This is a genomic window from Roseovarius sp., assembly GCF_040219995.1.
In the GTDB taxonomy this organism is placed as follows: Bacteria; Pseudomonadota; Alphaproteobacteria; order Rhodobacterales; family Rhodobacteraceae; genus Roseovarius.
Window position 1 is genome coordinate 43,276 of sequence record NZ_JAVJUC010000029.1, and the last position, 14,447, is coordinate 57,722.

At 63.0% G+C, this 14,447-nt stretch carries 20 protein-coding genes; 13 read left to right on the forward strand and 7 right to left on the reverse strand.

Translation table 11 applies throughout. The features are described 5' to 3' along the window. Window positions 1-15: 15 nt before the first annotated feature. From RID11_RS13060 to RID11_RS13070, 3 genes are all read left to right on the forward strand, one after another. Window positions 16-195, forward strand: a complete 180-nt coding sequence (locus RID11_RS13060; RefSeq protein WP_350139855.1) for a PLDc N-terminal domain-containing protein — start codon at window positions 16-18, stop codon at window positions 193-195. Window positions 196-204: 9 nt separating this feature from the next. Continuing rightward, window positions 205-1,206: a YihY/virulence factor BrkB family protein gene (locus RID11_RS13065; RefSeq protein ID WP_350139857.1), complete on the forward strand. Its 1,002-nt coding sequence runs from the start codon at window positions 205-207 to the stop codon at window positions 1,204-1,206. A gap of 258 nt (window positions 1,207-1,464) precedes the next feature. Then, window positions 1,465-3,057, forward strand: a complete 1,593-nt coding sequence (locus tag RID11_RS13070) for a phospholipase D family protein (RefSeq protein WP_350139859.1) — start codon at window positions 1,465-1,467, stop codon at window positions 3,055-3,057. Between the two features lie 4 nt (window positions 3,058-3,061). On the opposite strand, the gene RID11_RS13075 is transcribed toward RID11_RS13070, so the two are convergent. Continuing rightward, window positions 3,062-4,156, reverse strand: a complete 1,095-nt coding sequence (locus RID11_RS13075; protein ID WP_350139861.1) for an AI-2E family transporter — start codon at window positions 4,154-4,156, stop codon at window positions 3,062-3,064. Window positions 4,157-4,264: 108 nt separating this feature from the next. Between RID11_RS13075 and RID11_RS13080 the strand changes: the two genes are divergently transcribed. From RID11_RS13080 to RID11_RS13090, 3 genes are all read left to right on the forward strand, one after another. Next, window positions 4,265-4,465, forward strand: coding sequence for a CsbD family protein (locus RID11_RS13080; RefSeq protein ID WP_350139863.1), 201 nt, complete (start codon window positions 4,265-4,267; stop codon window positions 4,463-4,465). Continuing rightward, the gene (locus RID11_RS13085) at window positions 4,465-4,956 is read left to right on the forward strand and encodes a pyridoxamine 5'-phosphate oxidase family protein (protein WP_350139864.1); all 492 of its coding nucleotides are present in this window, start codon (window positions 4,465-4,467) and stop codon (window positions 4,954-4,956) included. Before RID11_RS13080 ends, RID11_RS13085 begins: the two co-directional genes overlap by 1 nt. 65 nt (window positions 4,957-5,021) lie before the next feature. Further along, a complete protein-coding gene (locus RID11_RS13090; protein ID WP_350139866.1) occupies window positions 5,022-6,677 on the forward strand; it encodes a mechanosensitive ion channel family protein in 1,656 nt (551 codons plus the stop codon). A gap of 4 nt (window positions 6,678-6,681) precedes the next feature. Here RID11_RS13090 and RID11_RS13095 read toward each other — a convergent pair whose 3' ends face one another. Continuing rightward, a complete protein-coding gene (locus RID11_RS13095; RefSeq protein WP_350139868.1) occupies window positions 6,682-7,413 on the reverse strand; it encodes a Crp/Fnr family transcriptional regulator in 732 nt (243 codons plus the stop codon). 67 nt (window positions 7,414-7,480) lie between these two features. On the opposite strand from RID11_RS13095, the gene RID11_RS13100 reads away from it, so the two are divergent. Then, a complete protein-coding gene (locus RID11_RS13100; protein WP_350139869.1) occupies window positions 7,481-7,888 on the forward strand; it encodes a hypothetical protein in 408 nt (135 codons plus the stop codon). On the opposite strand, the gene RID11_RS13105 is transcribed toward RID11_RS13100, so the two are convergent. Together RID11_RS13105 and RID11_RS13110 are read right to left on the reverse strand one after the other, a co-directional pair. Beyond that, entirely contained in the window at window positions 7,885-8,238 is a 354-nt protein-coding gene (locus tag RID11_RS13105; protein WP_350139871.1) for a phage holin family protein, read from the reverse strand. The genes RID11_RS13100 and RID11_RS13105 overlap by 4 nt on opposite strands. A 3-nt stretch (window positions 8,239-8,241) precedes the next feature. Continuing rightward, complete coding sequence (locus tag RID11_RS13110; RefSeq protein WP_350139873.1) at window positions 8,242-8,571, reverse strand: ElaB/YgaM/YqjD family protein; 330 nt, start codon at window positions 8,569-8,571, stop codon at window positions 8,242-8,244. Window positions 8,572-8,744: 173 nt separating this feature from the next. Here RID11_RS13110 and RID11_RS13115 point away from each other — a divergent pair, with 173 nt between their 5' ends. After that, window positions 8,745-8,915, forward strand: coding sequence for a DUF1328 domain-containing protein (locus RID11_RS13115; RefSeq protein ID WP_350139874.1), 171 nt, complete (start codon window positions 8,745-8,747; stop codon window positions 8,913-8,915). A gap of 84 nt (window positions 8,916-8,999) precedes the next feature. On the opposite strand, the gene RID11_RS13120 is transcribed toward RID11_RS13115, so the two are convergent. Beyond that, a complete protein-coding gene (locus tag RID11_RS13120) occupies window positions 9,000-9,818 on the reverse strand; it encodes a response regulator (protein ID WP_350139876.1) in 819 nt (272 codons plus the stop codon). A 139-nt stretch (window positions 9,819-9,957) separates the two neighbouring features. Between RID11_RS13120 and RID11_RS13125 the strand changes: the two genes are divergently transcribed. The 5 genes from RID11_RS13125 (at window position 9,958) to RID11_RS13145 (ending at window position 12,901) form a co-directional block, all read left to right on the forward strand. Beyond that, window positions 9,958-10,125, forward strand: a complete 168-nt coding sequence (locus RID11_RS13125; RefSeq protein ID WP_350139878.1) for a NepR family anti-sigma factor — start codon at window positions 9,958-9,960, stop codon at window positions 10,123-10,125. Next, entirely contained in the window at window positions 10,122-10,676 is a 555-nt protein-coding gene (locus RID11_RS13130) for an RNA polymerase sigma factor (protein ID WP_350139880.1), read from the forward strand. Before RID11_RS13125 ends, RID11_RS13130 begins: the two co-directional genes overlap by 4 nt. Beyond that, complete coding sequence (locus RID11_RS13135) at window positions 10,673-12,424, forward strand: sensor histidine kinase (protein ID WP_350139882.1); 1,752 nt, start codon at window positions 10,673-10,675, stop codon at window positions 12,422-12,424. Before RID11_RS13130 ends, RID11_RS13135 begins: the two co-directional genes overlap by 4 nt. An 81-nt stretch (window positions 12,425-12,505) precedes the next feature. Continuing rightward, the gene (locus RID11_RS13140) at window positions 12,506-12,646 is read left to right on the forward strand and encodes an entericidin A/B family lipoprotein (protein ID WP_350139884.1); all 141 of its coding nucleotides are present in this window, start codon (window positions 12,506-12,508) and stop codon (window positions 12,644-12,646) included. Window positions 12,647-12,715: 69 nt separating this feature from the next. Continuing rightward, window positions 12,716-12,901, forward strand: coding sequence for a DUF3008 family protein (locus RID11_RS13145; RefSeq protein WP_350139885.1), 186 nt, complete (start codon window positions 12,716-12,718; stop codon window positions 12,899-12,901). 7 nt (window positions 12,902-12,908) lie between these two features. Here RID11_RS13145 and RID11_RS13150 read toward each other — a convergent pair whose 3' ends face one another. Together RID11_RS13150 and RID11_RS13155 are read right to left on the reverse strand one after the other, a co-directional pair. Next, on the reverse strand, window positions 12,909-13,493 hold the full coding sequence (locus tag RID11_RS13150) for an exopolysaccharide biosynthesis protein (RefSeq protein WP_350139887.1): 585 nt from the start codon (window positions 13,491-13,493) through the stop codon (window positions 12,909-12,911). Window positions 13,494-13,571: 78 nt separating this feature from the next. Then, complete coding sequence (locus tag RID11_RS13155; RefSeq protein WP_350139889.1) at window positions 13,572-14,447, reverse strand: DMT family transporter; 876 nt, start codon at window positions 14,445-14,447, stop codon at window positions 13,572-13,574.

The window sequence follows — 14,447 nt, forward strand, 5'->3', positions numbered from 1 at the left end:
AGAAAAGGAGACCACATGCTCGAAGTGACAGGACTTGGCGGGATCATCCTATTGATCCTCGACGTCTGGGCGATCGTGTCCGTGATCGGATCGGCCGAAAGCACCGGCAAGAAGGTGCTCTGGGTTTTGCTGGTCCTTCTGCTGCCGCTTCTGGGCTTTATCATCTGGCTCATTGCCGGGCCGCGCTCGGCATAGCGCACAGCCATGAGCGATGCCTTTAGCGAAGCACGCGACGCGACACGCCCCCGGGATTTGAACGGGCGCGCGTGGTGGCGTGTCCTGCGCCGGGTCATGGGCGAATCCGACAGCCGCAATCTTGGTCTGATTTCGGCAGGTGTGGCATTCTACACCATGCTGTCGATCTTTCCCGCCATCGCCGCGCTGATCGCGATCTGGGGGATCGTCGCCGATCCGCAGACCATCGCCAGCCAGCTTGGCATGGCGCAGCAACTCCTGCCCGAGGCGGCCTATGGCATCGTCGAGGGTCAGATAGAGGCGCTGATCCGCTCGACTGACTCGACGCTGCAACTAACCAGCATCATCTCGCTCCTGCTGGCGGTCTGGACCGCGCGCAATGGTGTGGCGGCCCTGATACGCGGGCTCAATGCCGTCTACCGCGAAGAGCACCGCCGCAACCCGCTCTGGCGCTACGTGGTGGCGATCGGCCTCACCCTGTTGCTGATCGGGGTGGCGATCATCGCCTTCGCCGCCGTCATCCTCGTCCCCATCATCCTGTCGCTGATGGTGCTGCCTTTCGGGGTGGAGGCGCTGATCAGCGCGCTGAAATGGGTAATCCTTCTCGGCGTTGTGCTGTTTTCCATCGGGTTGCTCTATCGTCATGGTCCGAACCGGCGCGGCGCGCGGGTGGCCTGGATCAGCCCGGGTGCGGTTTTCGCCCTTGTGACATGGGCCGCAGGCTCGGTCGCGTTCTCGATCTACCTGCGCAATTTCGGATCCCTGAACGAGGTCTACGGCTCCATCGGGGCGGTGATCGCGCTGCTCTTGTGGTTCTATCTCAGCGCCTATGTCGTGCTTCTGGGGGCGCTGCTCAATGCCGAGATCGAGCTTGAGACGGGGCACGATACCACGATCGGCGCGCCCCGGCCTGCCGGTGAGCGACAGGCCGTCGTCGCCGATCACATCGCCGACAGTGAGGGCGAATTGCATCCCGCGCCAGACCGCACATCGCAGGCCCCAAAGCACTGAGGCTGTGAGCTAGAGCTGAGACTATGGAACTTTTCCCGCTCCACGGGGTTGGTTGACTGAAGCCAGCGCCACATACGCTGGTTTGCCCGGGTTCATGCCTGTCCCCATACCCGATGATCCCGGGTCACCCGCTGATACCCCGGGTGCCTGGCCCCCGTCCCCAGCAGGGCGGGGGCTTTTTCGGAAAACAAATCCTCCGGACCGCGTGAGAAAGATTTCTGGACGTGAAGGAGCCAAACAACACGTTGTAGCGAGATTATGGAAAAAGCACCGCATACCACGCAAGACGCAGACCCGGAGCCCGCCATCGCAGCGACTGTCGATCAGTTCGATGTGCTGGTCACTGCCGAGGAAGCCTATCCTGCGTTCGAGCGGGCGTTTCTGACGGCCAAATCCGAGATCATCGCCAGTTTCCGTGTCATCGACCTTGCCACGCGATTGCGCTCGCCTGAGGCGCGCAAGATCGGCACCACGTGGATGGACCTTCTGGTCCACACGCTCGATCGCGGTGTCGCGGTGCGTCTTGTGACGTCCGACTTCGATCCCGTGGCCGCGCCGGAATTGCATCAGTTGGCCTGGCGCACGCTGCGTCAGGTCGCGGCGGTGCGTGAGTTGACGCGCGAACCCGCGCGGCTCGATTTCACGCTGGCGCTGCACGACGCGCGCACCGGCACCGTGCCGCGTCTGGTGCTTTATCCGATCGTGCGCCACAAGATGAACCAGCTTGCCCAGACCTGGCGCGAGATGAGCGAGCCGGAGCGCGAACGCTTCCGGATCGAGACGCCCCGGTTGCAGAAAATCTGCTACGAGAATGGTGACGGTCAGCTTTGCTTTCCGCTCCGCCCGGTCGATCTTTTTCCGGCAACCCATCACCAGAAGATGGCCGTTTTCGACCGCGAGACGCTGTATATCGGCGGGCTCGACCTCAATGAGCGGCGCTATGATACCAAGCGTCACCGCCGCGCCGCCGAACGCACGTGGCATGATATTCAGGCCATTGTGACGGGCCCCGTGGTACAGGCCGCGCAGGCCCATCTGGAGAGTTTTCTCGACAGTGTCGCGGGACGGTCGGCCCCGTCCCCCGCCGCACCCGGTTTTCTGCGCACCTTGTCGCGGCGCCGTCGTGGCATGCCGCTGCGCCTTGCCCCCCGAACCGTGCTGCGCGAGATCGAAACCCGCCATATCGAAGCGATCGGCAAGGCCCGCCATCTGATCTATCTGGAGACGCAGTTTCTGCGGCACATGCCGTTAGCGCGCGCGCTTGCGATGCGCGCCCGCGTCTGTCCCAATCTGCGGTTGATCGTCGTCTTGCCCGCCGCCCCCGAGGACGCCGCCTTTGACAGCAATCAGGGTCTCGATCTGCGCTACGGCGAATACCAGCAGGTGCGCTGCCTGACACGGCTGCAACGCGCGTTCGGCTCGGATCGGTTTCTGGTGGCCTCACCGGTGCAGCCGCGCAAGACCGACAGCGACGGTCGCGATGCGCTGGAGGATGCGCCGCTGGTCTACGTGCATTCCAAGGTTTCGATCTTTGATGATTTCGGGGCGATCCTGTCTTCGGCCAATCTCAACGGGCGCAGCATGCGGTGGGATAGCGAGGCCGGGCTTTACCTCGATCAGCCCGCCCATGTCGAGGAACTGCGCCGCCGCGTGATGGGGCACTGGCTGCCGCCGCAATCGGACGCCGCGTATCTTGACCCGCAAATCGCGTTCGAGCACTGGCAGCGCCTTGTGGAGAGCAACAGCGCGCTGCCGCCCAGCAAGCGGCAGGGCTTTCTGGTGCGCTACGATTCGGACGTGGCACGGGATGTCGCCGCGCCGGTCCCGGGCCTGCCGGACGAGGTCGTCTGAGCCTTCAGTTGCTGTTGTCTGCGGTGCCCTGCGACATCGCGGTCTCAGCGCCGATCTCGCTGTCGACCTCGAAAATGTCCAGCATGACCAAGACCATGACCAGTACCGGGATCGCGACGATCCCGCCGATCGGCCCCCAGATCCACAGCCAGATCACCAGCGACACGAAGACCAGTAGCGGGTTGACCGAAATATGCTTGCCCACCATCGAGGGCGTGACGAACTGCGCCTCGAACATGTTGAGGGTAAGAAAGATCGCCGCCGGTGCAAATATCATCAGCCCGTCAAAGACAATCAGCCCCGCAAGCAAAAGCGCGCCCACCACGACCATCGGCCCGGCATAGAGAATGAAATTCAACAACGCGGCGCCGATCCCCCAGATGATTGGCGCGGGCATGCCGATCAGGGCAAGCGCCGTGCCGAGCGCAACCCCAAGCCCGGCATTGACGATCGAGATCGTCAGGAAATAGCGCGCCACCAGCCGCTCGGCGGTGGCAAAGCGGCGCTGAATGATCGCGGTGTCCCGCGAGGTGCCGATCCAGTGCGCCAGCCATTGATAGATGCCCTTGCGCGTGAGCAGAAAGAAGAACAGCGTCCCGCCAAAGATCAGCACCTGCGCCAGCACCACCGGGGCAAGAAACAGCGTGCTGGTGAGGGTCGGCATCGGGTCGGGTCCATTCTCGCTCTCGGTCTCGCCGCTGCCGGGGGCTTGGGTGCCAAGCGCTTCCTCGACCTCGCGGTTGACCGCGTCGAACCCCCGGACGAGGCCGCGAAACTCTCCGATGATGGCGCTCAGTTCCCATTTGATGGCCGGCAGATGCTCGACCACGCGCCAGATCAGCGGCTCCACCAGTATCCCCATTACGGCGATCCCCGACACCCCGAGGACAAGCATGATTGCCGAGGCCAACCCGGCAGGCAGGCCCCACCGCTCGAAGACATCCGTCATCGGCGCGAGGATGACCCCGGTCACGACCCCCAGAACCATGGGCGCGAAAATGTCAGCGCCGAGTTTCAACGTCCCGAAGCCGAGCGTCACTGCGATCACGATGACGGCCACCCGCACGATCGGATCACCAGTGGAATGAGGACTAATCATGCCGACACAACGCACGCCGCGCGCGAATGTTCCATGGCTTTTGCGCGGAACAACGCGCCGCGTGGCAGCGTTGTCCCGACAGAGCATCGCAACCGAAAGGAGTGCGTCATGAACTGGGAACAAATCCAAGGCAAATGGAACAAACTCAAGGGCAATGCCCGCGTCGAGTGGGCGCGATTGAGCGATCAGGATCTGGAGCGCGTCGCGGGCGAGCGTGAAAAGCTCGTGGGTCTGATCCAGGAAAAATATGGACGCTCCAAGAAAGAAGCCGAAGAAGAGATCGACAACTGGTGCCGGAGGGTGTCGTGATGACTGATAAAAACGACCTCAAGCAAGACCTCTGGAAACGGCTGGACGATCAGACTGCGGGCATGATGGGTATCGAAGGGGCAGGGCTGCACATGCGCCCGATGACCCCCCATGCCGATGCGGCGCGCAACACGGTCTGGTTTCTGTGTGCCTCGGACAACCAACTGGCACAGACCGGGGCCGAAAGCGGGCGCGCGCATTTTACCATCCAGAGCCCCGATGAACGCTTTTACGCCTGCCTCAGCGGCCCGATCACCGTGAGCCGTGACCGCGACAAGCTCAACGAGCTCTGGAGTGTCTTCGCCTCGGCCTTTTTCGAGGGCGGGCCGGAGGAGTCGAGCGCCGTGCTGCTGGAACTGACGCCGGAAGAGGCCGAAATCTGGACGGTCGAGGCAAGCGGTACGCAATTCGCGGCTGAAATCGCCCGTGCGGCCTTCGGGTCCAAGGCGCGGCCCGATCTGGGCACGCATGACGTGGTGACCCTGCCTTAAGCGACAATGCAGTCCAGACAGACGACCATGACGGAACCATTCGCCCCCTCGGGCGTTTGGCAATCATGGTATCCTTTGCCCGCCTGTTCTTCCTTTGCGCCACCGTTCTTTTCTGCACGGTGGCCGCCGCACAAGACACACCAGATGCGTGGTACTCCGCCGAGGCGTTGAACGAGGGGCTTGGCCCTGCGCCCGATGATCTTGATCTCTCGACACCGCGCGCAGCGATGCGCAGCTTTGTCGAATATGCGGGCGCGGGCCAGTTCGACGCGGCCGCGCATGTTCTTAACCTGTCTCGGGTCGATCCGGAACGTCAGGTTGACCGCGCGGTTCGCGTCGCGCAGCAGTTATATCAGGTAATCGATCGCCGCGTCTGGGTCGATTGGTCCAGTCTGCCCTCACGCCTAGATGCCAAGGTTGCGCAATCCGCCAGCGAGGGCAACGCCCCGGGAGAGGTGCGCCGCGATCTGGGGATCAAGCTCTTCGAGTTGAACGGCCGCGCCTACGAGATACGCATCGCGCGCTACAAGGCAGGCGAGGACAGCGAGCCGGTCTGGCTCTTTACACCGCAGACGGTCGAGGATGTCGTAGCGCTGCACGATGCCTACGGCCCGCGCGCCTTCGAGCAATACATCCCCGACCGTATGAAGGATCAGTTGGGCGGTCTGCGGATCTGGGAATGGATCGGCCTGCCGATCATGCTGGGCCTGCTTATCGGCATCGGCTGGTCGGTCAATTCGATGGTCACCATGCTCGCGCGCAAGGCCCCTTACGGCTTTCTGCAGCACGCGTTCGCCCGCGCGGGATTCCCGCTGGCGCTGTTCGCCGTGGCGGTGCTGGCGCAGGTCGTGCTCAGCCTTGCGGTCTCGTTCTCGGGTCCGGTCACCAGCATCGTGCAGCCCTTGCTCGTCATCATCATGGCCTCTGGTGTGGGGATGGCCGCGCTGCGCATCGTCGATGCGATCCTTGATCGCGTCACGCTGCGCTATGTCGGCGATATCGACGACACGCGCAGTCTCGACAAGCGCGAGCTTTATACCTCGATTTACGCGCTGCGGCGGGTCATCGTGCTCTTCATGGTGGGGTTTGCCGCGTTCTACGTGCTGGCACGGCTCAACCTCTTTCAATCCGTCGGGATGACGCTGCTGGCCTCAGCGGGTGTGCTGACGGTGCTCTTGGGCATCGCTGGGCAGGCGGTGCTGGGCAATATCCTCGCCTCGCTCCAGATCGCGCTGGCCAAGCCGGTGCGGATCGGCGACAGCGTGCTCTTCGAGGACGAGTGGGCCTATGTCGAAAGCATCTTCTACACCTTCATGCGCCTGCGCACATGGGACGAGCGGCGGATCATCGTCCCGGTGCGCTATTTCGTTTCCAAACCCTTCGAGAACTGGTCGGTCAAGGATGCACGGATCATGCACACCGTCCGGCTACGTCTTGATCACAGCGCCGACAGCGACGTGCTGCGCGACCGGTTCATAGACCTGGCACGCAACGACGAGGGCGTGATCGAGCATGATCAGATCGCCTGTTATGTGACCGATCACAACGCGCAGGGGATGGAGATATCGTTCTACGCCATGTCGCCCGACCCTTCGACCGGCTGGGCCACAGAGATGCGTCTGCGCGAGGGGCTGTTGCGCTATATCCGCGAGCATCATCCTGACTGGTGGCCACAAGAGCGCGTCGAAGGCAGCGCTCTCGTCCCGGCCTCGGAGGGGTGATCGTTCAGATCAGAGGGCGCGTGAGCGGGGTACGCGCCCCGTCCAGACCGGCGATATCGCACAGCTTGTCATAGTCGAGAAACCGCAGCGTCCCGTTGCGCCAGGACACCATGCGCTCCTCGCGCAGATGCTTGAGCGTCTTGTTGGTATGCACCAGGGACAGGCCGAGCGCGTCGGCCAGATCCTGTTGCCGGTAGGGCAGGGGCATCTCCGCGCCCTCCACCAACCCGAGCGCCATGCCACGATCATGCAGCCGCACAAAGGCGCGCGCGATCCGCTCGATCCCGCTCATATGTCCGATCAGCGCCAGAACCTCGCCCAGAAAATGCTCTTCGACGGCGGCGATCCATGTCAGATCAAACGCCCGCTCCGGTTGATCCCGAAACAGCGCCCACAGCGATTTCCGGTCGAACACGCACAGCGTCATCGCTGTGGTTGCCTCGACGGAATGCTGCATTTCCTCCATCACACCGGCCTGCAACCCGACGAAATCCCCCGGCAGAACGATATTGAGAACCTGCCGGTCGCCGGATGCCATGGTCTTGTAGCGCAGGCCCATCCCCTCCAGCACGGTATAAAGCTGCGGGCTGTTCGACCCCTCCAGCATCAGCGTCGTTCCCGGATCGACCTGCAATTCCCCGGTCTTGAAATCCTGCATGAAATCGACTTCGTGCTCGCTCATCGGGGCAAAGAGCGACAGCTTGCGCAATGGGCAGTTTCGGCAAGAAGTCGCCATCGAATATTTCCTTCCCGATATGTCACAGTTAAATGCGGGGGTGCCTTGCATGCTCTACCCAAGAAGCATGCCCGAGATCGATACAATGAACAATGCAATGCCCGAAACCACGAATCCGGTGATACCCGTCTTCCTTGTGCTGGAGCGCGACGCGCTGATTGCAGAGGATATCATGGGATCGCTTGCGGATATGGGGCCGTGCCGCACCATCCATGTCAGCGACGCGTCCGAGATCACGCCGCATCTGAGCGCGGAACCGGCAGTTTCGGCGGTGTTTCTGGAAATGCGCCTGACGCAGGTCTTGGAACTGGGTCTTGACCGGCGTCTGGCCGAACATGGCGCGCATGTCATCCTCACCATCGGCGAGGATGACGCGGCCCACGCCCACGCGCTTGGCTGGGGCATGCTGGTGCGCCCCTTCACCGACGAGATGCTCCGCGAGGCGCTCATGGGCACGATCAAGCGGCGGCGCTAGTCGCGCCGCTCGCGCATCGCCCGTCCGGCCTGCATACCCATGGCAAAGCCCTCGGCAAGTTGCACCAGCGGATCCTTGGGCTGCTCTGACGGTGGGTCAGCCCGGCGCGGCTCATCTGCCCCGCCGCCCTGCGCCCCGAGCGCCATCAGGCATAGCCCGAGCACAAGATAAAGCGCGCCGATCACCGTATAGGCAACGAGCACGCCTTCATGCACGGCCAGCAGGATCCAAAGCGCCACGGTCAGAAATCCCAATCCCGCAAGGCCAAATACCACGCCCATCACGCTGAACGCGGTGGCGCGCGCCGCATTGCGCAGGCGCGCGCCCATGCTCGAGAAGAAACCGGTCATCGGTCACTTCCGCCCGGTCATGAACCCAAGCAGAAAGCCGAGGCCAACAGCCAGCCCGACCGCCGCTGCAGGCTGATTGCGCACCTGATCGGCGGCCTGCTGGCCCATTTCCTCGGCGCGGTATTGCGCGTTGTGCATCTGCCGCGCGCCCGCATCACGCAGGTCGGCGGCCTTTTGGCGGGCCTGTTCGCTGGCCGCGTCGCGCGACGACCGGCCCAGCCCGGACAGCGTCTGCGAGATGTCGGAAATATCCTGCCGCAGCGTCGCGATCTGCTCCGAGAGTTGGTCGATGTCCTTTTGCGGCGATGCGTCGGTGGTTCTCGATTGTGCCATTTTGCGGCCCTCCGTTTCGTGTTGCGTTACACGGTCAACGCGGACGCGCGATGGAAGTTCCCGAAAAACCAGTCAAAATTCCGGGTCGAACCATGGCTCCGGTATTTTCTTCGGAACCATTTGCCGCACTCGGGGGTTTTCAACGCAACGGAAACTCAGCAATGGAGGCTTTCATGCTTTACTGGGCACTCACCTTTCTCGTCGTCGCGCTTGTCGCCGGCGTCTTCGGCTTTGGCGGGATCGCCTCGGCCTCGGCGGGGATCGCGCAAATCCTGTTCGTGATCTTCCTCGTTCTCTTCGTCGTGGCGATGGTCGTGCGCGCGCTCAAGGGCCGCTCGCCCTGACTTGGGTCGGTTCAAGGACCAAACACGTAAAAAGGCCCCGCACCTCGCCGGTGCGGGGCCTTTTCCGATCTCACGGGCTGGCAATCAGCCCTGCAACGTCTCCGTGCTGGCAAAGAACATCGCCTGACTCACCGCCGACAGCACCTGATCCTCGGAATAGGGCTTGGTGATCAGAAAGGCAGGCTCTGGCCGCTCACCGGTCAACAGCCGTTCGGGGAATGCGGTGATGAAGACAACCGGCACCTCGCCGATCTCTTCGAGAATGTGATTGACCGCGTCGATGCCCGAGGATCTGTCGGCCAACTGGATATCGGCAAGGATCATGTCCGGCGGGTCGCGCCGTGCGAGCGTCACCGCCTCGTCGCGGGTGCGGGCATTGCCGGTCACCTCATGGCCCATGCCCTCGACGATGGCGGTGATGTCCATGGCGATGATCGCCTCATCCTCGATCACCATGATCCGCCCGCGAATGTCGCCCGACATCTCGCGATGCGCGATGCTTAGAAACTCGTGCGCCTCGTCGGGGCTGACGTCCAGAATGGCGGCGATGTCGCTGGTCTGGAACCCCTCGATACTGTGCAGCAACAGCGCCTCGCGCGTGTTGGGCGTCAGCGTCGAGAGCCGCCACTGCGCGCGGGCTTCGGCCCCATCCGCCTCGCCCATCTCGTCCACCGGGGCGCCGGACGAGACCCAGATCTGGTGAAACGCCCGGAACAGGGCCACCTTGTGCGACAGGCCCGTATCGAACACGTCCCTGTCGGCCAAGAGCGCCTCCAGCGTGGCCGCCGCGTAGTGATCCCCGGTTTTCTGATTGCCGGTCAGCGCCCGCGCATAGCGCCGCAGATAGGGCAACTCTTCCGCAATGTTCTGCGCGAGGTCAGGCTGGCTTTGGGTTTCCGTCATGGCATCCTCGAAAAAATGTTACTGTGCATGGAACCAAACGCGGCTTGGCGTGTTAGGTTCCCGCTCGGGCGAAAAAAACCGCCCGCTCAAGCATGGCAGAAAAAGCGGCACAATGGCAAACAAACACAGGACTTCAAGATTGCAACAGCAGATCGACGACAATCTCCGGCGCGTCTATTCGGACACGGTGAAAGAGCCGTTGCCGGACCGTTTCTCGCAATTGCTAGACCAGTTGCGCGCGCAGGAGAGTGACGAGCCCGAAGAATCCCAGGACAATTCCGAGCAATCGTCAAAGGATGACTCGTGACCCGTCAACCCGATCCCAGAGACGAACTGATTGAGCATTTGCCAGCAATGCGCGCCTTCGCGATGAGCCTGACGCATAATCCGGCGACGGCGGATGATCTCGTGCAGGACGCGGTGGTCAAGGCGTGGGGCAATTTCGACAAGTTCCAGCCCGGCACCAATCTGCGCGCCTGGCTCTTCACGATCTTGCGCAACACTTACTATTCGCTCTATCGCAAGCGCCGCCGCGAGGTCGAGGACCCCGACGGCACGATGGCCGGGCAAATGTCGGAAAAGCCCGCCCATGACGGACATCTTGCTATGACCGATTTCCGCGAGGCGTTCGCCAAACTCACCGACGAACAGCGCGAGGTTCTGGTACTCGTCGGGGCTGAGGGCTTCTCCTATGAGGACGCCGCCGAGATGTGCGGCTGTGCCGTCGGCACAATCAAGAGCCGCACCAACCGCGCCCGCAAGCGGCTGGCGGAGTTGATGCATCTCGATGACGAGGACGAACTTGAGATGACAGATGCCGCGACGCTCGCCGTGGTCCAGGGCACGCCTGCGGCATGAGTGCCCGGCCCGTGCTGTCCCGGCGCGCTCTCAAACCCCGTCTTGCCACGCAACTGATCGTGGTTCTCAGCATCGCCATCCTGCCGCTTGGGCTGATCTCGGTCTATCAGACCAACAAGGTCCTGCAGGAGCGCCAGTCGCTTTCCGAATCCGCCCTTCTGCAACGCACGCAGCAGGCGGTCGGCGAAAGCCGCGAGGTCATCCGCTCGGCCATCAGTTCGGCCGAGACACTGGCGGTTCAGATTTCCGCACTGCAATCGTCGGGCGACACCTGTAGCGCGGTGATGTCCGAGGTGGTGGAACGATCCGACAATTTCGCCTTTGCGGGCTACCGCGACAACGCACGCGGACTGATCTGTGCCTCAAGAGACGTCAGCGCCAGCACCGAAAGCCCTCTCGATGCCCTTCCGGAAATCGACCAGCGGAGCGAGGCGGTGCTGATGCGCCCGCTCGAATTCTTGGGCGGGATCGCCACGTTCAGCGTTACCGTGCCGGTCATCGACGAGGGCCGCTTTGTCGGCACTGTCTGGATCGCCGTACCGGTTTCTGCACTCAACGGGGCGCTCTCGCAGGCAGGCGAGAACGTAAATCTTGTTCTGTTCAAGACCGATGGCGACATCATCGCCACCGAGGATTATACCGAGAACCGGCGCTCCGTGCTGCCTGCCGACTACAGCCTGCAGGATCTCGCGGCCTCCGGGCGGCAGACCTTTCGTGGCAAGAGCCGCGAAGGCGAAACCCGCGATTTCGCGGTCTCGCCCATCGTCTCGGGTCGGGTCTTTGTGCTTGGCAGCTGGATGCCGCAGGGGCGTGGCATCCAGATGCCGATCTTCGAGCAGGCGCTGGCGCTTTATTTTCCCTTCGCGATGTGGGCTATCACCATCGGCGTGGCCTATGTCGGCGTGCACCGTCTGGTGATCCGCCACGTGCGGCGGCTGCGCTCGTGGATGCGTCTTTATGCCAGTGGCGGTTACGATGATCTGGGCGACGCGCGGCTCGATGACGCCCCCGAGGAGCTGGAGGTCATGGCAGACGCCTTTCGCGCGATGACACGTCGCCTGTCGGAGCAGGATCGCCGCCGCGAGGAAGACTTGCAGGAAAAGACCGTGCTGCTGCGCGAGGTGCATCACCGGGTCAAGAACAACCTGCAACTGATTTCCAGCATGATGAACATGCAGATCCGCGCCACCGACAGCGCCGAGGCACAGCGCCTGTTGCGCCGTGTGCAGGATCGGGTGATGGCGCTTTCGGCCATTCACCGCTATCTCTATCTCGCGCGCAAACTGTCGATGCTGCGCGCCGACAAGCTGCTCGAGGATATCATCCAGCAACTCGTGATCGTCGGCACCCTCGACGAGAGCGGCCAGCAGATCAAGGTCGCGACACAACTTGACCCGGTCGAGATCAACCCCGATCAGTCGGTGCCACTCTCCCTTCTGGCCACCGAAGCGGCGATGAACGCGGTCAAGTATTGCGGCGTGAACGCGGAGGGTGAGGCGTGGATCAATATCGCGCTGAAATCGCAGGACGACGGCAATCTTTGCCTCAGTATCGTCAATTCGAGGGCCGGCGCGGAAAACGATTCTGCGATCGATGATGCCAGCAGCACCGGGCTGGGCTCGCGCCTCATCAAATCCTTTGCGACCCAACTCAACGGCACGCTGGAAACCGAGGATCTGCCCGATCGCTTCGAGTTGCATGTCGTCTTTCCCATCGCCTGGCACGAGGTGCGCGAAGACGCCGTCTGAAAACCGCGGACAATCGGATTTTTTCTGGAACCATCCGGGGGCTACGGCGTTTGGTATTCAGCAATGAAACTGGAGGTCACCATGATACGCAAACGCATTTCGCTTCTCTCGCTCATCGCCTTCGCGTTCGTCAGCGCCTGCGAAACCGTGGAAGGCGCCGGGCAGGACATCGGCAATGCCGGGGATGCCATTTCCGACACCGCCCAAGAGGCCGACAATTGAGCGCAATGATCAGCCCGCGGGGATACGCCTCGCGGGCTGATTTTTGGTGTGCACCCAAAGGAGCCACCCATGCCCGCGCAATCCGAAGCACAGCAAAAGGCCGCCGGGGCGGCCCTCGCCGCCAAGCGGGGCGAGACGAAAGTTGCCGATCTGCAAGGCGCCTCGAAAGACATGTATGAAACGATGACCGAGGCCGAGATTGAAGAGATGGCGGCGACCTCGCATGACCGTCTGCCCGACCGCAAGGACGACTGAGCCAGCCTCAGATCAGGACGACCAGGCCACCGGTCACCGCCATGGCAAGCATCATTCCGATCAGCACCAATAGCCCGTCGCCCATGAACATCCCCGTCGCCAGCACGACAATGATCGCGCCGAGTATCGACGAGGTGAAGGGGATCAGCTCCAAAAGCGGCATCACCATTCCGAAGATCAGGCAGATGCCCTGCGGCAGCCGCGCAAGCGGCGGTGTCACGAGACCCCGCAACCGCCGCTTGGTGAAGGTATCAAGCCACTGCGCCGGGCGGGTGAACCACAGCATCGCACTGCGTGCACGCTCGGTGCTTATGGTCGCGCGGCGCAGCCAGCCGGGCAGCCACAGGCTCGGGCGTTGCAGGATCTGTTGCAGCGACACCGCCGCGATCAGCAGGCCGCAGACGCTGGTAAACCCAGGCACCCCGCTCAGCGGCGAAACCAGCGCCAGTGACGGCACGATCAAAAGCGGCGTGTAGCTCGCCACACCGAGCGCGTCGATCACCTCGCCGACGCTCGAGGTCGCGCCATCGAGCGCCTTGCGCGCCTGTTTGACCACGTCGCTCGCGGTTTGCGGTTCGCCAGTGGCGGGCACATCATTCTCCTTTTTGAAAACATCCCCTTGGTGAACGCATCGCAGGGCGATCAGTTCCCCGCGCGCCCGATCCGACAGCTACGGGCGCAGGCCAGGTAGCGCCCGCTTGTGACTGGCCCAGAGCGATCCGATCCCCGACAGCGCGATCAGCACCAGCCCCAAGAGCGACCAGCCATCCGGCCAGTCGCCAAATACCAGCACCCCGAGCACGGTGGCGGAAATCAACTGACTATAGACCAGCGGTGCGATCAGGCTGGCCTCGGCGGTGCGGTTGGCGATCACCAGCATGAAATTGCCGCAGGCGGAGGCCCCGGCGCTCAGCGCGACAAGCAGCGACAGGCGCATGTCGAACGCAGGCAATTCGCCGGTCACGCCAAGCGGGGTCAGCAGCGCGCTCCCGATCAGCAGTTGCGAGATCAGCAGAAATCGGGGCCGGTGCGCGCCCGCCACGGTGCGCGTCATCACCAGATAGCCCCCGTAGAACGTGCCTGCGGCCAGCGCAAAGCCCATGCCGGGCGTCGCGCCGAACCCCGGCTTGACCACCAGCATCACCCCCAGAAAGCCAAGCGCCAGCAGCAGGCTGCGCCACAGCGTCGGGCGCTCGTGCAGAAAGATCATTGCCAGCACGTAGGACACCACCGGCCCGATGAAGAACGCACCGAACACATTGGCCAGCGGCTCGGTCCGCAGCGCCGTCAGAATGCATGACACACCCGCCGCGATGGCCGCCGCGCGCAGCAGGATGCGCCAGCGAAACAGTTCCGGCACCTCATCCCGCGTCAGCCCGCTGAATGGCAGCAGCACCAGCCCCGCCAAGGCAAAGCGCGACCACGCCACGAAGAAAGGATCGACCCCGCCCGATGTCATCAGCTTGCCCGCCGTGTCGCCGATCACCACACAGGTGACGGCTGCAAAGACCAGCAGGATGACACGAACAAGCTCTGACAGGGGCAT